General features: G+C 33.2%; 23 protein-coding genes. 16 read left to right on the top strand and 7 right to left on the bottom strand.

All coding sequences use genetic code 11. The features are described 5' to 3' along the window. Positions 1-26: 26 nt before the first annotated feature. The 10 genes from ED556_RS04880 to crcB all read left to right on the top strand — a co-directional run bounded on the left by ED556_RS04880 (position 27) and on the right by crcB (position 11096). On the top strand, positions 27-3008 hold the full coding sequence (locus ED556_RS04880; RefSeq protein ID WP_296320064.1) for a T9SS type A sorting domain-containing protein: 2982 nt from the start codon (positions 27-29) through the stop codon (positions 3006-3008). Between the two features lie 226 nt (positions 3009-3234). Then, positions 3235-4491: a papain-like cysteine protease family protein gene (locus ED556_RS04875; protein WP_296320062.1), complete on the top strand. Its 1257-nt coding sequence runs from the start codon at positions 3235-3237 to the stop codon at positions 4489-4491. A 10-nt stretch (positions 4492-4501) separates the two neighbouring features. Further along, positions 4502-5095 (top strand): hypothetical protein, encoded by a 594-nt coding sequence (locus tag ED556_RS04870; protein WP_296320061.1) that lies wholly within the window; start codon positions 4502-4504, stop codon positions 5093-5095. Next, positions 5095-6903 carry a sensor histidine kinase gene (locus tag ED556_RS04865; RefSeq protein ID WP_296320058.1) on the top strand — a complete coding sequence of 603 codons (1809 nt, stop codon included), beginning with the start codon at positions 5095-5097 and terminating at the stop codon, positions 6901-6903. The genes ED556_RS04870 and ED556_RS04865 overlap by 1 nt, the downstream gene beginning before the upstream one ends. Next, positions 6900-7520 (top strand): response regulator transcription factor, encoded by a 621-nt coding sequence (locus ED556_RS04860; RefSeq protein ID WP_296320054.1) that lies wholly within the window; start codon positions 6900-6902, stop codon positions 7518-7520. The genes ED556_RS04865 and ED556_RS04860 overlap by 4 nt, the downstream gene beginning before the upstream one ends. A 76-nt stretch (positions 7521-7596) precedes the next feature. Further along, positions 7597-7977: a hypothetical protein gene (locus ED556_RS04855; protein ID WP_296320051.1), complete on the top strand. Its 381-nt coding sequence runs from the start codon at positions 7597-7599 to the stop codon at positions 7975-7977. A gap of 92 nt (positions 7978-8069) precedes the next feature. Beyond that, the gene (locus ED556_RS04850) at positions 8070-9089 is read left to right on the top strand and encodes a hypothetical protein (protein ID WP_296320046.1); all 1020 of its coding nucleotides are present in this window, start codon (positions 8070-8072) and stop codon (positions 9087-9089) included. Positions 9090-9165: 76 nt separating this feature from the next. Continuing rightward, on the top strand, positions 9166-9570 hold the full coding sequence (locus ED556_RS04845) for a LuxR C-terminal-related transcriptional regulator (RefSeq protein ID WP_296320043.1): 405 nt from the start codon (positions 9166-9168) through the stop codon (positions 9568-9570). Positions 9571-9702: 132 nt separating this feature from the next. Then, entirely contained in the window at positions 9703-10728 is a 1026-nt protein-coding gene (locus tag ED556_RS04840) for a GyrI-like domain-containing protein (RefSeq protein WP_296320040.1), read from the top strand. 2 nt (positions 10729-10730) lie between these two features. Continuing rightward, a complete protein-coding gene (crcB, locus tag ED556_RS04835) occupies positions 10731-11096 on the top strand; it encodes a fluoride efflux transporter CrcB (protein ID WP_296320037.1) in 366 nt (121 codons plus the stop codon). A 1-nt stretch (position 11097) separates the two neighbouring features. On the opposite strand, the gene ED556_RS04830 is transcribed toward crcB, so the two are convergent. Then, complete coding sequence (locus ED556_RS04830; protein ID WP_296320035.1) at positions 11098-11697, bottom strand: DUF1684 domain-containing protein; 600 nt, start codon at positions 11695-11697, stop codon at positions 11098-11100. A 221-nt stretch (positions 11698-11918) separates the two neighbouring features. Here ED556_RS04830 and ED556_RS04825 point away from each other — a divergent pair, with 221 nt between their 5' ends. Then, the gene (locus ED556_RS04825) at positions 11919-13130 is read left to right on the top strand and encodes an MFS transporter (RefSeq protein ID WP_296320034.1); all 1212 of its coding nucleotides are present in this window, start codon (positions 11919-11921) and stop codon (positions 13128-13130) included. Between the two features lie 10 nt (positions 13131-13140). Beyond that, positions 13141-13884 carry a DJ-1/PfpI family protein gene (locus tag ED556_RS04820; RefSeq protein WP_296320031.1) on the top strand — a complete coding sequence of 248 codons (744 nt, stop codon included), beginning with the start codon at positions 13141-13143 and terminating at the stop codon, positions 13882-13884. On the opposite strand, the gene ED556_RS04815 is transcribed toward ED556_RS04820, so the two are convergent. Beyond that, positions 13885-14328 carry an Lrp/AsnC family transcriptional regulator gene (locus ED556_RS04815; protein WP_296320029.1) on the bottom strand — a complete coding sequence of 148 codons (444 nt, stop codon included), beginning with the start codon at positions 14326-14328 and terminating at the stop codon, positions 13885-13887. Positions 14329-14446: 118 nt separating this feature from the next. Between ED556_RS04815 and ED556_RS04810 the strand changes: the two genes are divergently transcribed. Both ED556_RS04810 and ED556_RS04805 read left to right on the top strand, forming a co-directional pair. Then, on the top strand, positions 14447-14842 hold the full coding sequence (locus ED556_RS04810; RefSeq protein WP_296320027.1) for a hypothetical protein: 396 nt from the start codon (positions 14447-14449) through the stop codon (positions 14840-14842). 155 nt (positions 14843-14997) lie between these two features. Next, complete coding sequence (locus ED556_RS04805) at positions 14998-16278, top strand: hypothetical protein (RefSeq protein WP_296320024.1); 1281 nt, start codon at positions 14998-15000, stop codon at positions 16276-16278. Positions 16279-16328: 50 nt separating this feature from the next. Here ED556_RS04805 and ED556_RS04800 read toward each other — a convergent pair whose 3' ends face one another. Then, positions 16329-19742: a methylmalonyl-CoA mutase family protein gene (locus tag ED556_RS04800; protein ID WP_296320018.1), complete on the bottom strand. Its 3414-nt coding sequence runs from the start codon at positions 19740-19742 to the stop codon at positions 16329-16331. Between the two features lie 236 nt (positions 19743-19978). Between ED556_RS04800 and ED556_RS04795 the strand changes: the two genes are divergently transcribed. Next, positions 19979-21082, top strand: a complete 1104-nt coding sequence (locus ED556_RS04795) for an OmpA family protein (RefSeq protein WP_296320015.1) — start codon at positions 19979-19981, stop codon at positions 21080-21082. 33 nt (positions 21083-21115) lie between these two features. Here the strand turns inward: ED556_RS04795 and ED556_RS04790 are convergent, their stop codons facing one another. Beyond that, positions 21116-22240: a TlpA disulfide reductase family protein gene (locus ED556_RS04790; RefSeq protein ID WP_296320012.1), complete on the bottom strand. Its 1125-nt coding sequence runs from the start codon at positions 22238-22240 to the stop codon at positions 21116-21118. A 116-nt stretch (positions 22241-22356) separates the two neighbouring features. On the opposite strand from ED556_RS04790, the gene ED556_RS04785 reads away from it, so the two are divergent. Continuing rightward, complete coding sequence (locus ED556_RS04785) at positions 22357-23064, top strand: DUF4197 domain-containing protein (protein ID WP_296320009.1); 708 nt, start codon at positions 22357-22359, stop codon at positions 23062-23064. Here the strand turns inward: ED556_RS04785 and ED556_RS04780 are convergent. The 3 genes from ED556_RS04780 to pyrF all read right to left on the bottom strand — a co-directional run bounded on the left by ED556_RS04780 (position 23061) and on the right by pyrF (position 25358). Continuing rightward, positions 23061-23576, bottom strand: a complete 516-nt coding sequence (locus tag ED556_RS04780) for a hypothetical protein (protein WP_296320005.1) — start codon at positions 23574-23576, stop codon at positions 23061-23063. The two genes, ED556_RS04785 and ED556_RS04780, sit on opposite strands and share 4 nt — an antisense overlap. Positions 23577-23744: 168 nt before the next feature. Further along, positions 23745-24527, bottom strand: coding sequence for an ABC transporter substrate-binding protein (locus ED556_RS04775; protein ID WP_296320003.1), 783 nt, complete (start codon positions 24525-24527; stop codon positions 23745-23747). Positions 24528-24539: 12 nt separating this feature from the next. Beyond that, entirely contained in the window at positions 24540-25358 is an 819-nt protein-coding gene (gene pyrF, locus ED556_RS04770; protein WP_296320000.1) for an orotidine-5'-phosphate decarboxylase, read from the bottom strand. Positions 25359-25391: the final 33 nt, after the last annotated feature.

Genomic DNA, 25391 nt, shown 5'->3' with positions numbered 1-25391 from the left:
GCCATCAATAATTTATCCTTTTAACTATGAAACAATTTTTACTCTTATTTCTGTTTTTGCTAGGTATACCATATCTAGGAATAAGTCAATGTCCTCCAGAAACTAATATGGATTCTGACGGCGATGGCGTCTTAGATTGTATAGACCCATGCAATGCATTGGCAAACTCTATAATAGGTAATGTAAGTTTTGAGTCTGACTTTGTTGGTTGGACCATACCTCAAAATCCTGGCAATTTCTCTATTAATCAAAATGCTGCTAATGTATTCCATGGCAATAAATCACTGTATATAACCGCTCCAAATAGTGGGCAATTTGAAACACACTCCATTGATTCTGAAGAGTTTACACTTCAGGATGGCGTAGGATATAGCTTTAATATTTATGTGAAAAGAATTGGAGCTATTGATGGCGATGCCATCAGATGGGCGTTAGTTGACGAAAATGGCGTGTATAGAAATCTCAATAATTATTATAATATCACTGAAAATTGGATTGTAATATCCATTAACAATCTGTTTATTGACTTTACAAACTTTACAAGTGATAAATTCAGGTTTAGATTGGAGTTTGGTTTATCACAAACTGATATTGTTGTTGATAGAATTGAATTTTTTGAAACATCACAAGGTTATGACCCAACATATGAAGATGCGGATAATGATGGCAACCCCGACTGTATTGACCCTTCACTATTGATTCCTGCTAATGACTTAATTGAGAATGCGGTAATCATTCCAGAATCCGATTTTGTAGATGAAAACTTACGTTTAGATTTGGCCACAGCTAATGGAATTGGCGGGTCTGATTGTGGTGTAGATTCTTTTGAAAGAGTATACTACAAGTTTACTGCCACATCCTTTATTTCTATAACGGCCAGTTTAACAGACCCAAATTTTCAACCAATTAATGGTAATTCGTTCTTAATCCCATATACGGCTCCAGATTTAAACCAGACTGATGAAACGCAATTGCAAGTTCTACCAGGTTATTGCACATTTAGTACATCTACAACTTTTACAACTACGCCAGGCCAAAGCTATTACATTCAAGTATGTAGAAATTTGGATAGTGGTCAACTCTCTAATGTTAATTTTAATATTGCAGAAGACAGCTCTCAAGCCGAGCGCGATGCTTTGGTAGCATTTTTTAATGCTAATGGAGGTACAAGCTGGACAAATAATAGCAATTGGAATACAATACAACCAGTGGGTGCTTGGTTTGGTGTAACAGTCGAAAATGGAGGTGTAACCAGATTAGATCTCCCTGCAGCAAATATTGTGGGTACCGACCTTAGTGAACTATTAAACCTACCAAACCTTGAATATATCGGCTTTTTTAATAATTCTATAGGCGGAACAATTCCTGATTTCAGTGTGTTATCTAATCTCGAAACTCTTGACATCAGGTCTAATACATTTTCTTTTGCTGATTTCGAGCCAAACTTTACAGCCAATAGTGGTATTTCAACTTTCTTATTTAGTAACCAAAAAGTTGTCGACTTAGAAGAGCAAATTGAAGGTATTATTGGAAATGATTATATGCTTACAATGACACCAATTACAGGTACCGATGTAGATTACCAATGGTATATAAGTAATCGATTTGACCTAGATGTTGAAAGTGATCCGGTTACAGGCGCCAATACTAACACATTAAATTTCACCGATCTTCAAACTCAAGACTTAAACACCTACATATGCATCGCAACTAGTCCTTTAGTTCCTGGTTTAGAATATAGAAGACCATCTGTAGATTTATACGGACCAGTAAGTCAGGCAGAACGCGATGCTCTAATGGTTTTTTATAATGCACTAGATGGGCCTAATTGGGTAGAAAATACCAATTGGGGCACAGCACAACCCGTTAGAGATTGGGCACATATCACCACAGCTGGAAATAAAGTTATTGGAATTGAAAATTTTGGTACAGGTGGCTGGTCAGGACAAATACCAACTGAGATTGAAGACTTGGTCAACTTAGAACATCTAAGTATAGCGCTTGAAAGTGGTGTGACAGGTCCATTACCTTCGAGTATAGGTAATTTATCAAATTTAAAGCGATTACGTTTACAAGCTACAGCAAACTCTGGCAATCTACCAGCATCAATTGGTAATCTTACAAACCTGCAAGAGCTGAGACTTATTGGAAATGCCTTTACTGGTGATATGCCAAGTGGCATAAGTAATTTAACTGACCTAAGAGATTTTTATGTTATAGGTAGCACCTTTGAATTTGCCGGAAATGCCAACCTGTTTACTGGTACTTTGCCCGATTTTTCTAACGCATTAAACCTATTTAGTATTAATGCACAAGGCAATGATTTTTCTGGTGAGCTTCCAGATTTGAGTGTACTTCCTAATCTAAATACACTAAACATTACAGAGAACTTATATTCTTTTGCAGATTTAGCAACTAACCAAGCTAATAATCTTTTAATCACAAATTACTTTTACTCACCTCAACGGAACACGAGTGAACCCGAAATGGTCACTATTCCACCAGGAGAATCCATAACACTAGATGTCAATGGTATGACAACCACTACTCGATTTTTTAGATTATTAAGTACAGATCAATACCAATGGTTTAAGGATGGCGAAGCTATAATTGGTGCAACTGAATCTACTTATACTATAAACAATCCACAGCCAAGTGATAGTGGTGTGTATTATTGCGAAATCACAAATACAGATGTCGATGGACTAACGGTACGAAGAGCAGATATTACGCTTAATGTAGAAGCTGCATTGAGTATATCTGATTCAGATATTTTAGATTTTAAGTTGTATCCAAACCCAACGTCTAATTGGATTACCATATCAGGAAATGGATTACAAAACGCTATTATAGAAATCTATGATATTAATGGAAAGAAAATTAAAAATAAAACATTAGTGTCAAATACCAATAGTTTGAATATAGAGCACCTTGACATAGGCATTTATATTTTGAAATTAACAACTGATGATAATCAATCTACAACCAAACGCTTTATTAAGCAATAGTAAATAAATCAGTCATTGAATAACTAACGGATAGTGCAATACATTATCCGTTTTTGTTTTTCAATTTTGAATTAGAGAACAGGTTTAGTCCTTATTTTCTTACAGTTTAACGATATTATCTTTTCACTAATAAAATATCCTATAACTTAAATGTTGAAATATACCCATTACTGGGTATGTGATAACTCGAATGAAATTGCAATTTTTGAAAAATTAGAATTACAATATGAGCAAATTCGAATTTTATTATTTGAAGAGTATAAAATATAAACCTCAACCATTTAAATCGAACTGGTGTTGGGCAGCATGTTTGTCTAACATGATTGAAGGATTAAATTCAAAATCCGTTATTGGTAATACTCAATGTAATTTAGTAAGCTATTATCGTAAATATCAGAACAATCCGTATTCTATCAATCAAGTATATAATGGTTGCTGCACAGGCGGTAACTCTATAAGTCACCAATGTAATATAGGAATTGAAACTAATGATATTAAGATTATTTATGGAAAAGGAGGTTTTATTTTAGAAGAGGTGGAGGACCTAAATACTATTTTAAATTATAACTGGGTAAAGTTTACGTTAATTAAAAATCAAGCACCTATTCTATTAAAAATAATAAGAGAAAGAGGCTATCACGCCAGTCTCATTACAGGTTTTGGCGAAGTTGGTGGTTGCAAATATCTACTGTTTAGTGATCCAAGTGAAACTACAGGTGAAATCTATCAGAATATGCGTGTGATTGAAGATAATATAAATGACATAAGTCAAGCATGGACAACTAGTGTGAAAGATAATTTCAATTTAATTGAAGATAAAGAAATAAAAACACGATACGAAAAGGCAATTGAATTTATCGCAAAAATAGATGGCGGTTTTGATATTGAACTTAGTAATCCATTAAACTATATTGGCCATAAACATCCTGCATTTATTGATAGATTATTAAACTCCGAAAATAGGGCTGCAATTATAAACAAAGAAGGAGAACAACTTGTTAAAGATTTTAGAGAACAGAAATATGCTGGGAATTGTCAACCTGAAGTCCCTATTAGATCTAATATTAGTGGTGATATCGTTAATTTAAAATTTAATGATTTAGATAACCCAACAGATGAAATTTTACACCTAATAAAAGAATTTGATGCGAGAAGTTATCTTAAAGAATACGCTATAGAAATTCAAATCTTTACACAATCTATGCTAGTCGAAAACTCATTTAAAATTTACGACCAACTTTTGAATACTATTGAATTAAAAACAGATAGTAAACCATTAGCAAGTCGTGATGAATTACAAGAAGATGATGGGGATTCAATTTATGTTTTACCAACGTCTTTCCCTGAGAATTATCAATTAGACTATAACATCTATAAATTAAAAAAATTTAAGGATCTATTATTTTCTCTACCTAAAGCAACTTTTTTTATAGAAAAGGATAGAGATAAACCATTACCAGAAGAACCAATATTAATAACTTAAAACTAAAATTATGGCACATCAACAATTAAAATTTCCCGTTAATCCTAAGGATTGTGATGTATGGCAACCAATATTTGGTGGGCAACATCATGGCACTTTCTATATGATTTATATAAAAATACACAAACATGAATTTATAGAAAGTGATAAGCTTCCTTATGTTTACACATGTGACTTTAAACTGCAAAACTATAGAGGTTCTATTACAATGGGCCTTGATAAAGTTCAATATAATACTTACGAACAAAAAGTTGAAGAATTAGAAAATGAAGGTCTAATACTACATATTAAAATTGATGTAAAACCATTTTTAAAAAATGATGAAATATTAGGTACTAAAGTTGCCATGAAAAGAGAAATATCCGATAAACAGGTAGCTGTCACACAAATTAATCTAAAGAATCCTAAACTTGAACTTTTTAACCCCGAGGATTTAGACAGTTCATTATATATAAATCCACATACTCATTTCAGAGATGGAGATGCATATGACGAAGTTTCTAGAAGACCTGCTGGTTCTGACGAAGACTTCCCTGACCCATCGCTTACATATGGTACACCATTAGGCTTCTGTCTTGCAGATGTACTCATATTTAAGTTCTGATGAAGTATTTACTGAAAGTTATATTTTTTAGTATTTTATCTTTTACCTCAAGTTTCTGTCAACAAAAAGTAAACTTTGAAAAAGATACGGCAGCTATTAATTTAACACATCAGATCCATAAATATGATGAAATTATCAAAACTGGTAATTTCGATAATGTCATATTAAATCATAATGAATTACCTGATGATAAAAGTTTAGGTAAGGGTTATCTCTATTTAAACCAAGGCCTAAAACACTATTTAGAATCAGGTAATTTTATCAACGCTTATAACAGTTTTAAAAAAAGTTTAAGTTTAGCAGAAGATCTAGGAGATGACGATCTAGCTAGTTTAAGTATCCAGTATATATTGGAAATGTATAGCAGAACAGTTGTAAGCTCTAATGACATTTCTTATCAGTATCTCATTAGTGAATTACTAAATAAGCCTAATATTAATTCTAATATTGAAAAAGCTAATTATTATAACTTTAAAATCACACTCAAATATTTTTATGAGGATTTGATTAAGGTAGATTCAATTTATAAAAAGACAAATAATTTTTTTAAAAACCAGCCAATATCATCCTTTAAAGCACAGAATTATATTAATAACGGAAGTTATCACACGCTAATTACCAAGAATTTAGATAGTAGCAAGTATTATATTGAGCTCGCAAATGAATATTTTAAAAGTAAATACGACTATTTCGATTTAGCTCATAAAGCTCAAATAAATTTAACATTAGGTGTGATAAATTTTAAACAAGAACATCCGGATTCAGCTATAAGTTTCTTAAATCGCGCATATAACAGTAAAGAAGATGCAATCTTTAAAAATATTAATAGTTATGTGTTTTTTTGGAAAAGTGAAGTTTACAAGTCTATTGGAGATACATTAAAAGCCCTGCGATATAATAATAAATTTTTAACCCAGGAATTATTGATTAATCAGTCAGATAACTTACAACTTATATCCGAATATGAGACTAAATATGAAACTGCTAAAAAAGAACAGGAAGTTATTGCAGAAAAACAAAAGTCTAAACAAAACCTTTATGTAGCCATCGGTCTTGGAGGTAGTTTAATTCTTGGTGGCGTCATAGCCTTTTTGCTGTTCAAAAGCACCAAACGAAAGCAAAAACTAGCTGAACAAGAAAAAGAAATAGAATCACAAAAATTAGCAACGGTTCTTAAAGACCAAGAGCTAACTGCCATAGACGCCATGATAGAAGGTCAAGAAAAAGAACGACAGCGTATTGCCAATGACCTTCATGATGATTTAGGTGGCCTTATGGCTACAGTTAAGCTTCATTTTAATGCACTTAAAGATAAAAAGTCGCCAGAGCTGTTTGATAAAACCAATAACTTAATTGACGAAGCCTACCAGAAAGTGCGCTCTGTTGCACATGCTAAAAATTCTGGAGTTATCGCCAAGCACGGTTTATTAAAATCAGTAAAAGAATTGGCAGATAAAATATCCATTGCTAATAAGCTAAACATTGAAGTTATGGATTATGGCCTTGACACGCGTTTAGAGAATAGCTTAGAACTTACCATTTTTAGAATTATTCAAGAGTTAATATCTAATGCGGTTAAACATGCTAATGCCTCAGATATATCTGTTCACATTACCAATCATGAAGACAGCTTAAATCTTATGGTAGAGGATAATGGTGTTGGGTTTAATCCAAATCAGATTACAAAAACTAAAAAAGGTATGGGTATTAGTAGTATAGACAAGCGCGTTGAGCATCTCGATGGTAAACTTACAATTGAGTCAGAAAAAAATAAAGGTACAACCGTAATAATTGATATTCCGTTATGATACGATTAGCCATAGCCGAAGATCATCAATCATTAATTGATGGTATACAACTGCTCCTCAAATACGAAGATGATATTGAGATTGTAGGTACAGTAAATGATGGTGAAGATTTACTAAAACTTGTAAGACTTAAACAGCCAAACGTCATTATTACGGATATTAGAATGCCAAAAATGGATGGGATTACAGCCACTAAAACCATTAAAAAAGAATTTCCACATACTAAAGTGTTGGGGTTTACAATGTTTGACCAAATTGAAGCTATTGAACAAATGATGCAAGCTGGTGCATCTGGCTATTTATTAAAAAATTCACCATTAGAAGAAGTACTAAAGGCTGTGAGATCTGTTTATAGAGGTGATAACTACTACGATGCTAACATTAATTTCGACTCTGAAAAAAACTCTAATAAAAAATCTAAAGGTACTTTGACCAAACGTCAGATAGAAATATTGGGTCTAATAGCACAGGGCAAAACTTCTCGTGAAATTGCTGACGAGCTTTTTATTGGTGTACATACTGTAGATACACATCGAAAAAACATGATTCGTATTTTGGGTTTACAAGGTAAAGGTGAACTCATGCGTTATGCCTTAGAAAAAAAGTACCGGTTTTAATAAAAATCCCCATTATAAGGGATTTACATGAGCCGTAATTCATAATAGCTTAGAGTAAATTTTAAAACTCCGTATTATGAAAAATTTATGTATTTCTGTATTTACCTTCTTGAGTTTCATTTCTTCAGAAAAGCAAAACGAACAGAAGAACTTATTTGAAAATGATTCTAATTGTTATTGGGAAGAAACCTTTAATAATACTTTAACTGGAAAAAGAGGTAATGCCTGTGGCTCAAGCACCTCTCTAAGATTATATTACACCAACCCATATAATTATCGGGTTAGAGTCGCATTTTATATGCGCGATGAAAATGGAAACTTAAATCCAAATGGACCATATGTAATTGGGGTAAATCCAGGGAAACGCATTAATCATCATAAATGTTACTCAAATGGAAGATATATTGTATTAGCTGCCAAGGCAGATGATTATTGTAAATTTCCTCAATTAAACTAGCATTGCGTTTAATAATCAAAAATACCCTGCAGTGGGTATTTTTTTTGGCCTTACCTCAAGCTACTTTGCAGTATTAACCAATACTAAAAAAAATGAAAAAAAGTAAAGCTATTAAACTTCTATTGCTTGCAGGTTTACTCACTGCATGTGGGACAACTAAAGATGTTTCAATAAAATTATCAGGACCTCAAGTGACGGCAAGTGCCAAGGAACTTGTAAGAATTACTGATGATGTCGTTGCTGAGTTTCAACCGTCACTATCTTCAGATGGGAAACAACTATTATATGTAATAAGAGATGATGCACAAGGCGATAATAACAAATGGAGCATAAGACTTAAAAAAGATGTAATGCTTCCAGGATTTACACCTCTAATCGGTAAAAAAACGGGTGCTCCTTCATGGGTAAATAACTCCGGAGATTTTATTTTCACCTATTATGCATCTAATCCAGTAATCGCAACCAGTAATATAAACCGGTTAGGCATTACTTATGTTGGTCAAAATGCTTATGGAGATTTCGATAATAACGCACAAGTTTCACCTGATGGACAAAAAGTTGTTTTAACAACCTCACTTCAAGGTGCAAGAAGCATTTGTATTGTAAATAAAGATGGTAGCAGTTTTACTGTTCTTTCTGAAGGTATTGAGCCAGAATGGCATCCTAATGGAGATATAATATTATACAGTAAATTATCGGGAGATTACTATCAGTTATTTGAGCTAAATCTAGACACGTATCAAAGCACGCAGATTACAACTGGTGAGTCCAATTCATATAACGGTACCTATTCACCAGATGGCAATCACATTTCATTTATTTCGAGTAAAGATGACAATTATGGTCACCTATTTGTAATGAAACGCAATGGACAAAGCATTACACAATTAACAAGTGGTGACTCAAATGAAGTGCAACCATTTTGGGGCACAGATGGATTTATATACTTCGCATCGACGGCCGGAGCTAAAAGACCAGAAAAGGCAAAGAAAAAATGGTCTATACTAGAAAGTCTTCTATCTGATAAAAACAATAGTTTGAATAGAGAATTAATATCCACCTCATTCCTTTACTCTGATATATGGAGAGTGAAACCTCTAATTGTAAATTGATTTTTGGATAATATGTTAAAGATAAATCCCCATCAATGGGGATTTCTTTCTTAGTTAACAAGAGGTACTTTTAAATATGAATTCCAACAATTCTCAAAAACAAATCGTAAGTCTACTTCAAGAATTAAAACTCAAAAACGAAAGACTAAATACCACTCAATTATTAATACTTTTAGAGCACATTAAATATTTATGTATAAACAAAACGGCTATTAATTTAATTATCTCCTCAGTAAGGTCACTCGCAAATAAGGAGCTCTTAAATGCCGATAAATTAACTGAAAGAGAATCTGAAATTGTACTACTAATAGCAGAAGGTTTACAAAATATTGAAATTGCTTCAAGACTTAATCTAAGTAGATCCACAATAGAAACTCATAGAAAAAATATTCGAAAAAAATTACAATTAAAGGGTAATGGCAGCCTTTTTGCATTTGCCTTAGTGTATAGTATACAAAGTTATCAGATTATTGGGGGATAATTTGATAATAAAAAAGGGTGATTATCTATAATTACCCTTTTAGTTTTGATAGATTTTTTAGACCAAAATATAGCATTAATAAAGACATCTTTTAAAATTGCTATCTTTGAGTACTAACTAAAATCTATCATTATGAAAGCCCTAAAATACATTGTATTTTTCCTACTTATTCTCATCATAGGTTTGGCAATCTATATTGCTGTACAGCCAAATAATTATGAATTTTCCAGAAGTAGAATTATAAATGCACCTAAGCAATTATTATTTAATGAAGTTAACGACTACAAAAACTGGCCTCAATTTTCTCCATGGATAGAAAAAGAACCAAATGCCGCTTTAAATTACGGCGAAAAAACATCTGGTGTTGATGGTAGTTACAGTTGGTTAGGAGATATTTTAGGTGAAGGTAATATGACGACAACTGCAGTTAACAAAGACCAATCTATTAATCAACAAATTAAGTTTATTAAACCCTTTGAATCACAATCTGATATATCTTGGACATTTAAAGACACTACTGGTGGCACTAAAGTAACTTGGAATATGAAAGGTAAGCAGGACTTTATGACTAAAATGTATACAACCTTTAAAGGATCTATTGAAGATAATACCGCTCCAGATTTTGAAAGAGGACTTTTTAAACTTGATAGCATTGTAGTAAAAAGTATGCAAATTTATGATGTCAAAGTAGATGGTATTACCGAATATGGTGGTGGATTTTATATGTTTAAAACCACATCTGCTAATGGAGCCAATATTAGTCAGATAATGGGTAAACAATACGGTGAAATTATGACCTTCATGAGTAAAAATAACATTAAGCAATCTGGAATGCCATTTACAATCTACAATGAAATGAACACCGAGAATGGCAACATAATTATGAGTCAAGCTATTCCTGTTCAGAATAAAGTTGACATCACTTTAGGCTCTGAAGTGCTTTGTGGTTATATACCAAAAACAAGGACTTTAAAAACAACTTTAAAAGGTAACTATACCAACTTACCCGTAGCATGGAAAACTGCAATGGCATATTTAAAAGATAATAATTTAGAGCAATCAGATGCTAAGCCATTTGAAATCTATCAAAATGACCCTGGCAATTTTCCAAATCCTGCCGATTGGGTAACTGAAGTTTATATTCCCATAAAGGAGTAATTATGAAATCAGCTATTCTTGTCTTTATTGGTGGTGGCTTTGGAAGTGTCTTAAGATACCTTGTAGGAAAGTGGCTCAACAGTTCTGAAAATGGTATCCCTTATGGGACTTTTGCTGCAAATATTTTAGGAAGTTTACTTATCGGAATTATACTAGGGATCGCTGCAAAAAATGACAGCCTTTCGGAGTCGCAAACTTTATTATTAGCAACAGGATTTTGTGGTGGTTTCACAACCTTTTCGACTTTTGCATACGAAAATCATGTGTTTTTAAAATCTGGTGATTTTACATCTTTCGCATTATATACAATTGCGAGTTTTGTAATTGGTTTCCTTGCGGTTTTTGGTGGAATGTATTTGGTAAAATAGATTACTTCTGAAACGCTTTTACACCAGCTTCAACGTTTAAATCCAAATAATTAATGCGTGGTACAATTGGGCAAGAATATTTTTCATTGTAAGCACATAAAGGATTATAGGCTTCATTGAAATTAATTTCTATCGTTTCTCCAGACGGAATTCTTAAATCTATATATCTGCCGCCAGGATAAGAACTATCTCCATTGGTATTGTCTAAAAAAGGTAAGAAGAGGTAATCTTTAAAGTCTTCAGAATTCATGTTTTCTTCACCCTGATAAATATTTAATTGATACGTTTTTCCTTTAAGTTCAAAAGTAGCTACCGCAAAAATGCGCTCACGTGATAAACGTTCAGTTGTCGTCTTCATATTAAACCATGGAGCATCTGGCGTTCTTTTTAAGCTAGCCTTTACCACAAATGAAGAATCAAAAGGAAAGAAATCCAAACCCTTAAAGATCTTTAAATCCTTAGCTTTTAATGGTGATCTTGAAGCATCCTTAAAAATATTGTTTTGCTCAATCTGATAAGGTGTTTCGCCTATACTAGCCGACTCCTTTTTTGAGCAAGACACAATGAATAGTAAAAGACATATAATTTTTGAAAAACGCATTTTCAATCTTTTTTAAAGTCAAAAATACAACTTATACATTTTTTTTATAGCTTTGGGTCAACAATAAAACAAATGAGATTCACAATTGTAACATATAAGCAAAGACAGATCGATTCTAAAACGGATCGGACGTTTTGTATGTTATAGTGTTGATATATTTAACCAACTAAAACCTGAAAAGTCCGACGATATCGTCGGACTTTTTTTATTTATAAACTAAAATGAAAAAACTTTTCTACAATTACATAGATACCTTTAGAGGCTTGTCTATTGAAGTTTGGTGGCTAGCTCTAATTACATTTATCAATAGATCTGGGACAATGATTATTCCATTTTTATCATTATACCTTAGAGAAGACTTAGGCATAAACCAAGCTAATATAGGTTGGGTAATGACATGTTTTGGGCTTGGGTCCGTTGTGGGTGTTTGGTTAGGCGGAAAATTAACAGATAATATTGGCTATTACAAAGTAATGGTCAGAAGCTTGTTCTCTACAGGAATACTGTTTATTGCATTACAATTTTTAGATACGTTTGCGACTTTCTGTATTGGCATTTTCTTAGTTATGATAGTGGCTGATACATTTAGACCTGCTATGTATGTAGCTATGAGTGTGTATAGTAAACCTGAGAATAAGACGCGCTCAGTAACGCTAATTAGGTTAGCCATAAATCTTGGCTTCTCTGCTGGTCCCGCTATAGGTGGCTTAATCATTACTTATCTGGGATATGGTGGTTTGTTCTGGGTTGATGGTATAACATGTATTTTGGCTACACTTCTATTAGTTGGTGTTTTAAACCCAAGAAAGGCAAAGCCTTTAGATAATGAAGTAAATGAGAATCCAAAGTCAGTTTACAAAGACAAACCCTATTGGATATTTTTCTTGGCAATGGTGTTCTTTGCGTTCATATTTATGCAGTATTTTTCAACCATGCCATTATATTATAAGGACATACATTCACTTTCTGAATTAAAAATCGGGCTCCTACTTGGTTTAAATGGATTATTAATTTCAGTTACTGAAATGCCATTAATTGCGTGGTTAGAAACTAAAAGTTATACTAAAATCGGGATGACTCTTTTTGGGTTACTACTAACAGTCTTGAGTTTTTTAGTTCTTAATCTTGCGCCGTGGGTTGGGGTATTATTAATTGGGATAGTATTTATGACTGTTGGTGAAATGGTTGGTTTCCCTATGAGTAATGCTTTTGCTATGCATCGTTCTAAAAGAGGTAAACAAGGTGAATATTTAGCCATGTATGTGATGTCATTTTCAATAGCAGGTGTATTTGGACATAATGCAGGTCTTCAAATATCTCATTTTTATGGATATGACTTTACTTGGTATTTAATGTGCGGTTTAGGTCTTATTGGAGTTCTTCTTTTGCTATATTTAAAACGAATTTTGAAAAAGAGAAACGAACTTTATTAAAATTAAAGACATGAAACAACTCATAATATTAGTGCTTATCATGGTTTGCTGTAGTTGTAATGACAAAAAAGCAACTGAAACCGTTGAAGCTGAAAATACGTTTGTTGAAAAGCAATTTCCGAAACTTGAACCTAACCGTTATAATGTTGGATTTCTAATCATGGAAGGCACATATAATACAGAGTTAACTGCACCGTACGATATTTTTCAGCATACTATTTTTAGAGAAAATATAAAGGCTATGAATGTGTTTACTGTTGCTAATACTGATGAGCCAATTACCACGTTTGAAGGTATGCGTATTATACCAGATTTTAATTATGTAACAGATTCAATTCCCAAGATTGATATCCTTGTAGTGCCCAGCGCTGAGCATCATTTAGACAGGGATTTAGAGGATAAGGCTATGATTAATTTTGTGAAAAAAGTAGATAAGGAAGCGCTGTTTGTAACCTCGCATTGCGATGGTGCTTTTGTTTTAGCCGAAGCTGGTCTTCTAGCTAATAAAGTCTCCACAACATTTCCAAGCGATATACAAAAAATGCGAGAGCGTTATCCTGATTTGGACATAAGAGAAGATATTCTTTTTGTTCATGACGGAAAATATATAACCTCAGCTGGTGGTGCTAAATCTTTCGAAGCCGCGCTTTATTTATGCGAATATTTATACGGAAAGAATATTGCAAAAAGTTTATCTGGCGGTTTAGTTATTGATTGGGATTTAGCTAATGTACCTCATATAGTAATTGAGTAATTATCGTAATGGTTTTAAGGCATTGTGCTTTACTACGTGAGACAATACAATTTGCGTTCTAGTTTCGCCATAAACTATCAATTTATCGATAAATTCTTCGAGATGCATCTGATCTTTCAAAACGACTTCCATTACAAAATTGTCATTGCCTGTAATACGGTAACAATTAATAACTTCATTGTAAGTTTTAACCTTTTCTAAAAAAGGTTTTAGCATACCCATAAATGCTCTCAAGGTAATAATTGCCTTAAGCTGATAACCTGTAGCAAATGTAGAAATTACAGTGTTGTAAGATTGTATGACTTCTGCATCTTCCATCTTTTTTATGCGCTCTGCGACGGCCGGAGAGCTTACACCAACACGTCTACCAATCTCTGCATTACTCATTCGAGAGTTTTCTTGTAGGCACTTTAAAATATTCCAGTTAAGCGAATCTATGTGCATCTTAAATATTTTTACACAAATTAACGTATATTTTAAATTAAAAAGTGTTTTTTAATTTAATTATTAAAGTAAAATTACACATTCTCTAATTAATTTCGTGTAAAATTGCTATAAAAGAGTGAATTATTCTAAACCATCAAATTTTCTCAATATTCCTATATACCAGAAAGCATTGGACATTATAATGCTATCTAGGAGTATTTCTACATATCTAAATCAAGATTTATGTGGGTTGAATAGAGATGGCTCTGAAAATAATGATATCTATTTCACTGGCGATATTATTCAGCAATCTACATGTTTAGCGCCTGAGATTATTAATGCTGAGCGCGAACGTTTTTCAGAAAAAAAGTATAAGCACATTCAGAGTTTAGACAAACTCACCTATCGTTTATACAAAAACTGTAGACGTCTTGAGAATACCAAAAGTAATGGGCGTGATTATCTTCCTATTCTTCGTAATGAATTAAAGAAGTTTAAGAAGCTACAGCGTACTTGGATGTTGACGCTTTAATTACATAGTTCTTCTCTACAAACCACCAATTTCAATTAATACTGAAGCTATTTACCTTAAATCTTTAAGGAATTCTTCTGCAGTAGCGTTAGTATTTCAATTTATTGAATAAAATAAAGACTATATTTAGTACCACAAACTAAAACCAAACACTTATGCTTCAATCCAATTCCAAGTGGAATGCTTTACAAAAAATTAGTTTCAGATTTATTCTAATTTATTTTTCGCTTCACATTTCTATATTCTATATCTCGTTTATACCATATACGTCTTCATTGATTACATGGCTGACTGGTAAAATACAATCATTACCTGTTTGGGTTGCGGATAAATTTTTGGGTATAGAGATAACTATTTTCCCTAGTGGTAGTGGCGATACTACCTATAATTATGTTGAAGTCTTAGTGTTTTTTGTGTTAGCAATTATTGGATGCATTATATGGTCTATCATAGATAGAAAAAGAAACAGCTACAATAGACTCCTCAGGTTATTCAGAATTTATGTGAGTTACTACGTTGCAGCATTCATGTTATCGTATGGGTTATCAAAAATATTCTACTTACAATTTTCAGAACCTTCTTTTATAGAATTATTCCGAACCTATGCTGAATCTTCTCCGATGGGAATTGCATGGACTTTTATGGGTGCTTCAAAAGCATATACTATGTTCTCAGGATTTGCTGAAGTTATAGGTGGATTATTATTATTTCATAGAAGAACAAGAACATTTGGAGCATTAGTTGTTTTTGCTGTAATGCTGAATGTATTTATGATGAACATGAGTTACGATATTCCTGTGAAACTTTTCTCATTTCATTTAATGATTAAAGCGTTATTTATTGCATTATTGGATTACAAGCGTATCCTTAACTTAATCGTATTTAAAAAGGCAAAAAACTTTGTTAATGAAATTACTCCAGTTTTTGAAAATAAAAAATGGGGAATTGCAGCCACTGTGTTGAAGTTCGCATTTATCGGCTATGCTTTTTATACATACACTAGTTCAAATTATGAATATTGGGAACAGCGCTATAAGCAACCAGCACCTCATTTATATGGTGTTTACGATACAGAAAACTTTATAATAAATAGCGATACTATTGCACCATTACTTACTGATAACACCAGATGGAAAAAGCTCATAATTGACAAAGGTTATTTTTCTAAATATATGATCATTAGAGGAATGAACGATAGACCTAGTTGGTATGAATATGAGTTAGATAGTGTTCAGAAAACATTGAAAATGACATCAGTTCGTGATAGTCTGGATATACTAGACTTAACTTACACCAGAAATGATAGTCTTATGGCTTTTAAAGGTCTTTGGAAAAATGATACCATCGAAATAAATTTAAAAAAGTATGATCTTACCAAGATTAGACTTACAAATCGAGGCTTTAACTGGATTAATGAATATCCTTACAATAGATAAAAAAGAAAAGCCGAACAGTTTTGTTCGGCTTTTTTTATAATTCTCATTAATTACATATTCCTTCTATATTGTCCTCCAACCTCAAATAATGCAGAAGTTATTTGCCCTAGTGAGCATATTTTACAAACTTCCATTAAGGCTTCAAAAATATTTTGGTTGTTTATAGCTTTTTGCTGTAAGTCCTTAAGGAGTTCTTCTGTATCGTTTGTACTATGCAGATTTTTTAATGTCTGTATCTGGAATTCTTTTTCCTCTTCTGTCGCTCGTATAACCTCAGCAGGTTGTACCGTAGGTGAACCTTTACTACTCAAGAATGTATTAACTCCAATAATTGGGAATTGGCCATTATGCTTTAATGTTTCGTAATACAAACTTTCTTCTTGTATTTTACTACGTTGGTACATCGTTTCCATAGCACCTAAAACACCACCACGTTCTGTAATTCTATCGAACTCAAGCAGAACAGCTTCCTCAACCAAATCCGTTAACTCTTCAATGATAAAAGCCCCTTGAATTGGGTTTTCATTTTTAGCTAAACCTAACTCTTTATTTATAATAAGTTGAATTGCCATTGCACGACGCACAGATTCTTCAGTTGGCGTTGTAATAGCCTCATCATAGGCATTGGTATGAAGCGAATTACAATTGTCGTAAATAGCATATAATGCTTGAAGCGTCGTTCTTATATCATTAAAATCTATCTCTTGAGCATGTAAGCTTCTACCGGAAGTTTGTATATGGTATTTAAGCATTTGTGCTCTAGGATTAGCTCCGTATTTATGCTTCAGTGCCTTTGACCAAATACGTCTGGCAACTCTACCAATTACTGCATATTCTGGGTCGATACCATTAGAAAAGAAGAATGATAAATTTGGTCCAAACTTATTGATATCCATTCCACGACTCAAGTAATACTCTACATAAGTAAACCCGTTTGATAATGTTAGCGCTAATTGTGTAATAGGGTTGGCTCCAGCTTCAGCTATATGATATCCAGAAATAGATACTGAGTAAAAATTACGAACCACATTATCTATAAAATATTCTTGAACATCACCCATTAACCTCAATGCAAACTCAGTTGAAAATATACACGTATTTTGTGCTTGGTCTTCTTTTAATATGTCGGCCTGAACAGTACCTCTTACTTGCGAGATGGTTTTGGCTTTTATTTCTTCGTAAACTTCCGTTGGTAGTACTTGGTCACCTGTAATTCCAAGAAGCATTAAACCTAAGCCATCATTACCTTCAGGCAAATCGCCATTATAGGTAGGCCTTTCTTTACCTTTATATACGTCTTTTATTTTTTTCTCAACGTGCTTCTCTAGACCATTTTCTTTAATATAAAGTTCACACTGTTGATCGATAGCAGCATTCATAAAAAACCCAAGAAGCATTGGTGCGGGTCCATTAATCGTCATACTAACAGATGTCATTGGGTCTGCTAAATTAAACCCCGAATACAATTTTTTTGCATCGTCTAAACAGCATATCGACACACCTGCATTACCAATTTTGCCATATATATCTGGTCTGTAATCAGGGTCATTACCATATAAGGTTACACTATCGAAAGCAGTAGATAAACGCTTAGCAGGCATACCTAAACTCACGTAGTGAAAACGTCTATTTGTACGTTCTGGTCCACCTTCACCAGCAAACATACGTGTAGGATCTTCTCCTGTACGTTTAAATGGGTATAATCCTGAAGTATATGGAAACTCGCCTGGAACATTTTCTTGTAAAGTCCATCTTAAGATGTCACCCCAAGCTTGATATTTTGGCAGTGCTACTTTAGGGATTTGTGTATGTGATAAAGACTCGGTATGTGTTTCTATTTTTATTTCCTTATCTCTAACTTTAAAAGTATAAACTGGATTTTTATATCGATTAACCTTGACATCCCAATTGGTAATAACTTCCCAATTGTATGGATCAAGGTTCATTTTTACGCGATCAAACTCAGCGACTAAAAGTTTAGCAAAATCTTTGTTTTCAGAATTTAACGGCATTGACTCAGAGTCAATCCCAGCTTTATCAATAGTTGGAGTAGAACCAATAACAGACTCGATTGTCTTATAAATTCCATATAACTTTTGAGCAACTTCTACTTGAGCATTTGCTGTATTGTCGTAGGCACGATTATTCTCAGCAATTTCAGAAAGATAGCGTGTACGATTTGGTGGAATTACAAAAATCTTCTTACTCATCTCATCCGATATTTCAAAAGAAGATTTTAAATCAGTTTCGGTTTTCTCTACAAGTTTATCCATGATAGCCTTGTAAAGCGTATTCATACCTGGGTCATTAAACTGCGATGCTATTGTCCCAAATACAGGTAACTGATCTTGAGGGATATCCCATAAGTTGTTATTGCGCATGTATTGCTTTTTCACATCTCGCAATGCATCCAAGGCACCTCTTTTATCAAACTTATTTATAGCTACTAAATCAGCAAAGTCAAGCATGTCAATCTTTTCGAGTTGAGTTGCAGCACCAAACTCTGGTGTCATTACATAGAGTGCAACATCACTATGCTCCATTATCTCCGTGTCAGACTGTCCAATACCAGAAGTTTCAAGGATGATTAAATCGTATTCAGCTGCCTTAAGTACTTCAATAGCTTCACTAACATATTTAGATAATGCCAAATTAGATTGACGTGTCGCTAAACTGCGCATATAAACTCGAGGAGAGTTGATAGCATTCATTCGTATTCTATCACCAAGAAGCGCACCACCAGTTTTTCGTTTCGACGGATCTACAGAAATTAGTCCAATTGTTTTATTTGGAAAATCAATTAAAAAACGTCTTACTAACTCATCTACTAATGACGACTTACCTGCGCCACCTGTGCCAGTAATTCCTAATACTGGTGTTAGTGAAGTTTTGTTCTTTTCTTCAATTATCTCTAAAGCTTCCTTAGCAACTTCAGGAAAATTTTCAGCAGCAGAAATAACTCTTGCAATATCCTTAGGATTCTTTTCGCTTAAAACTTTAACTTCTCCATTAAGATTATCACCAATGGCAAAATCTGATTTCTGAACTAGGTCATTAATCATACCTTGTAACCCAAGCTCTCTACCATCATCTGGAGAATAGATCCGGGTTATACCATAATCCATTAAATCTTTAATTTCTTCAGGAAGTATAACTCCGCCACCGCCACCAAAAATCTTTATGTGACCAGCTCCTTTCTCATTGAGTAAATCGTACATATACTTAAAATACTCATTATGACCACCTTGATAAGATGTCATTGCAATGGCATTAGCATCTTCTTGAATAGCCGTATTTACAACTTCCTCAACACTTCTATCATGTCCAAGGTGGATAACTTCAACGCCTGTAGATTGAATGATACGACGCATAATATTGATTGCCGCATCATGTCCATCAAAAAGTGATGCTGCTGTAACAATACGCACTTTGTGTTTAGGTCGGTAAGGTGTGATTTGCTCCATTCGAAATAAAGTTGCCTTTTTACGGTGCAAATTTACGTTTTTTCTAAAAAATATTAGGTTTTGTTAAGAAATGTTTAATTGAAAAGAAGCTACTTCATATCACTAAGTTTAAAAGATTTAGCCATTCTGTTTTATGTATTTTTTGTGACCAACGTATAAAAAGTGGGTCTTATAAAAGCAAAATCTAGAAAGAAACTAGATAAAGCATAAATATTATACCACTAACATTTTTTCTTATGAAACAAAAACTATTATTATTAGTATGCTTAATTGCTGGCTATGGAGCAACAAATGCTCAAGATTTACCAGCAAACCCAACACCTGGAAAGTGCTATGTAAAATGTATTACTAAAGACACTTTTAAGGAAGTTACTGACACTTACCAATCTTATCCTTCTTACACAACTTTAGAAGTCGTACCTGCTACTTACAAAACTGTAGAAGAGCGTGTATTGGTCAAAGAAGCCTCAAAACGATACGAATTTGTACCAGCAGTATATGAGACTGTTGAAGTATCTTATGTAAAAAAAGAAGGTCGTACTGATCTAAATGTTGTGCCAGCTACATTTGGAACCGATTCTAAAACTTATGAGACTTATCCTAAGACTTCTGGATGGGAATACAAAATCCTAGAAGATTGTCCATCTGTTGATAAAAATGATTGTGTATCGGCGTGCTTTGTTGAGTATCCAGCACAATTTAGAGAAGTATCATTTACAACTTTAGCTTCAGATGCAAATACAACTAGTAACAATGTCCCTGAGCAAACTAGAACTTATACTAAAAGGGTTGTAAAGACTCCTGCTCGAGTAAATGAAATTGAAGTTCCAGCTGAATATGCAACAATAAAAAGATTAGTTGTAGATACTCCTGCTAAAACTGTTCCAACAACTGTAGATTCTAAAAGTAAAAGCATCACAAGGACTGTGCTAGATAAAAAAGGAAACATATCTGCATGGGAAGAAGTTGATTGTGGATTATTAGAGGCTAATGTATTACCTATTTATTACGAATTAGGTAGCGCACGTTTAACTAATGCTTCTAAAAAGACCATTGATGAAACTTTATTACCATTAATGCAAGATTCTAGAGCTAATGTAGAAATTATGTCACATACAGATTCTAGAGGCAATGATTCGTTTAATCAATCTTTATCTCAGCAGCGTGCTCAATCTGTAGTAAATTACTTAGTAAACAAAGGTATTTCTAGAGATCGGCTTTCAGCTAGAGGCTATGGTGAGACTAGACTTAAAAATAGATGTGCTAACGGTGTGGATTGTTCTGAGGCACAACATCAACAAAATAGAAGAACAGAGTTTAGAGTAGTAAATGCTAACTAAGTCAAACTACTGATATAATTAAAAAGCACCTTTTTAAGGTGCTTTTTTTGTGATAATATATTTTGGATAGGAACTTTTAGTTTTACTAACAGAAATACCATAATCCAATAAATTACTTTCCATAAACTGGTAGTATTTATAATGTAACTGCCAATCATGTAATGAGTATAAGTCATCTTTGGTCTGAGTTGAAACCACAATTGGTGTTTCTAATACTTCAGCCATTAAATAAGATAATTCATTGAGACTAATATTATCTGCTGTAATATCTGTATCGCCTAATAAATACTTCGTTCCATTTTTACCCCAATCAATCTGTTTAGTATCCCAGAAATTAGGGCGATCAACTTCAAGCAGCATAACTTCCCCAATTATTTGTTTTTCAATAAGTTGTAGGTTTAATTTATTAATAACCTTAAAACCATAATCTTTAAGGTACTTGTATGATTTTGTAACATATAGCTCATAAGTTTTATTCGCGTTTTCTGAAACATCAATTTGACCTTCGTATGTTTTTGTAAGATAACCGAGGATTTTATCTAGCTTCCCTCTAAGTCGTAAATAAGCATCTGTCTCGTAAACCTCTAATTGAGAAACTTCTTTTTTGTACTCTTTTAATTCAAAATCAGCTTTTAGGGTGTAGTCATTTTCTATTAATGGTATTTTCTGAACTGTTTTTATAAAGTCACTAACACTCACTCTTGATGTCGTATTTTTCAAAAATCTATTTACCATTTGTGAGCTTAAATCCGATGGATGACCTTGCCAAAGTTTCTCACCTTTTGCATTGAGCAATACACCTTGGGGTCTAGATATTATATTATAAGTATTGAATGTATTCCCAAAATCATCAACAGCAATAGCCAATTCACTTGGCCGTTTAGACAAATATCGCTCTACAAGGCTTGCACTTTCATCAGACAATGAAATGACATAAAAATCTTTAGGATGTTGCTTTTGTAGTACGGTAAGCATTTTTTTAGCGTAAACACATGGTCCACACCAGGTTGCCCAAAAATCTATAAAATAGAGCTTATTCTCTTGAGATTGCGATATCTGCGACTCTTGTATTACCTCAGAGACATTAATCTGAGTATAAGAAGCCACTGAGCTGAAGCTTATAAGTATTCCTAAGATAAGTGTTTTAGTATCGGCCATTAACTGATATTTATGATGATGATTTTCAAATACCGTGCTAAATTTAATATTTCTGAATAAATAACGTTTTCATTATGTATATATTTGAATTACGTTAAAGTAAACTCATCAAGGATATGAAAAAGATTATACCTCTTTTTGTTTCACTATTTTTATTAACATCTTGTGCTGAATTGCAGCAAGTAATTAACGAATTACCTCAACCTGATGGTACAATTAGCAATACAGATATTGCTTCTGGTTTAAGACAAGCATTAGATTTTGGGGTAGATAAACAGGTCACAAAGCTCACTCAAAAAGATGGCTTTTTTAAAAATGAACTTGTAAAAATATTGCTACCTGAAGACTTACAAAAAATTGACAAAGCGTTAAGGGATATTGGGCTTTCAAATCTAGCCGACGAAGGCTTAAAAATTCTGAATAGAGCTGCAGAGGATGCTGTTAAAGAAGCTACTCCTATTTTTGTTGATGCAGTTAAAGGTATAACATTTAACGATGCAAAAAATATACTTTTAGGTAATGACAATGCGGCTACAAGTTATTTGGAAGATAGAACTAAGCAAGCGTTATATTCCAAATTCAGACCTGTAATAAATAACTCTTTCACCAAGGTAGGTGCAGATCAAATATGGAGCAATTTAATTACAAAGTATAATAATCTTCCTTTTACAAACGATGTAGACCCAGATTTAACAGAATATGTTACTAATGAGGCTTTAAAAGGGGTTTATACAATGATCGCGGTAGAAGAAAAAGACATACGCAATAAAGTATCTTCTAGAACTACTGATTTGTTAAAACGGGTTTTTGCATTACAAGACTAATCATTAACTTTTTTATAAAGTCCGTCAAAGGCAACCGATATTTTCTCACCATCATCGGTTTGAGTTATGATTTCCCATAGCTGTCTCACTGTGCCGTCGTCATTATCTGTCCAAGTAACTCTATTAACAAATGAATTGCCTTTTTTATTAATGGCCTTGTCTGTTTTTAAAATCATTTGGTTCCCTTTTCTATGGCCTTTAAGATGAAGACTTACACCTTGGTTATCAATCCATAATTGTTCCCATTGCTGCTTACTAGCATTATAAAAACTATGGCTTGTACCGGTATAACCTGGAGATACGCTTGTCCAGTTTTCTTCTAAGACGCATCCGTTTTGTATAAACTTAAGCTTATTATCTCCTGCTTTTTTTCCATTTTGAGAAACAGTCCATTCACCTTCCCAAAACGAAAACGCTTTGTGGTTATCTGTACAGCAAGCACAGGCTGAATTCTGGGCATAACTTACAAGTAGAAATGACGCAAAAATTAGTGTAGATAAATAGTACTTCATGATTTAGATTATTTGTTCTAAGTTATTAAAGTACATTTAATTATCTGCTAATATTAACATAACATTTACTGCAAATAAAGTTTAGATATTTGTAATAAAGAGTTGAGTTAGATTTCACACTATGTAAGTTAGTTGATAAGTCGATATGATCATATCGGCTTTTTCTTTTTAAATACTTAGTTTAGAAAAGTATTGATACGAATATTTGATTCTACTTCCATGCCAAGAGAATAATTCTCCATCGACAGTTATAATGGTCTTTTTTGGGAAAATCGATTGCAATTCTTCTATGTGTTTTTCCTTAAAAGGATAAGGTTCTGAGGACAATAAAATAGCATCTGCTTCAACTAGTTTGGGATGGCTTAGCGATAGTTCTGGGTAACGTTTCTCCGACTCAAAAACATTCTCAAAGTTTGCTTCTTTTAGCATTGTATTTATAAACGTATTAGAAGCTGCTACCATCCATGGTTCTTTCCAAATGAAATAGGCTACTTTATGTTTGGCTTGCGCAGTATATTTTGTCTTATAACTTTCGCGTTCTTGTCTAATATCATTGACAATATCCTCTGCTTTATTTTGTACTTCGAATAGTTCACCATACATTTCTATCAATTCAAAACAGTCCTCTAAATTATAAATATCACTGATATGGATTGGAGCAATAGTCCTAAGGTTCTGAATAATTTCTAAACTATTTTCCTCCTTATTACAAAGAATAATATCTGGCTTAAGTTCAGCTATTTTATCTACTTTTACTTGTTTGGTTCCGCCAACAACTTCTTTTTGTTTTCTTAATTCTTTTGGATGTACACAAAACTTAGTAATACCAACAATTGAATCTATTAAACCCAAATCGACAAGCAATTCTGTTTGGGAAGGCACCAAAGAAACAATACGTTTTGGTTTTTTAGGAAGATGAATCTCTCTATTGAGTTGGTCCTTAAACGTCATTAAAAAAGGATATTACGTACTAGCTAATATAGCCTTCATCTGAACCTGTAACTCAAGAGCTTTAGCTGCTGAGGCTTCGGCAAAATCTTCAGCTTGAGATGCATAAATAATTCCTCTAGAAGAGTTAATAAGCAAGCCTATGTTATCCGTCATACCATATTTGCATACATCTTGAAGATTACCTCCTTGAGCACCAACTCCTGGAACTAACAAAAAGCTTTCAGGAATTATCTCTCTAATTTCTGCTAAATATTCAGCCTTTGTCGCACCAACTACATACATTAAATGTTCAGAATTGGTCCATGTTTTAGAAGTTTCTAAAACTCTTTTATATAATTCTCGATGATCGACATTTAACGTCTGAAAATCAAAAGCGCCTTTATTAGATGTTAATGCTAACAGAATAGTATGCTTGTCTTTAAATGCCAAAAAAGGTTCAACAGAATCTTTTCCCATATATGGTGCAACCGTTACACTATCAAAACCTAAATCCTCGAAAAAGGCTTTAGCGTACATGCTACTTGTATTGCCTATATCTCCACGTTTAGCATCAGCTATGGTATATATTTCTGGATGATTAGCGTTTAGGTATTTAATGGTCTTCTCTAACGCTTGCCAACCTTTAATACCGTATGCTTCATAAAACGCTGTATTAGGTTTATAGGCTACACACAAGTGATGCGTAGCATCTATAATGGCTTTATTAAACTCAAATATTGGATCTTCAGTATCTAATAAATGCTTAGGAATTTTATTTAAGTCTACATCTAGACCTATACACAAAAACGATTGCTTTGTATGAATTTGTTCTATAAGTTGTGTTGTTGTCATGTATAAAAAAAAGCCTCTTTTTTGAGGCTTAGC

The sequence above is a fragment of the Winogradskyella sp. genome, from assembly GCF_003712105.1.
Classification (GTDB): domain Bacteria; phylum Bacteroidota; class Bacteroidia; order Flavobacteriales; family Flavobacteriaceae; genus Winogradskyella.
The sequence above is the reverse complement of the archived record's forward strand: the minus strand, read 5'-3'. Positions and strand labels throughout refer to the sequence as shown.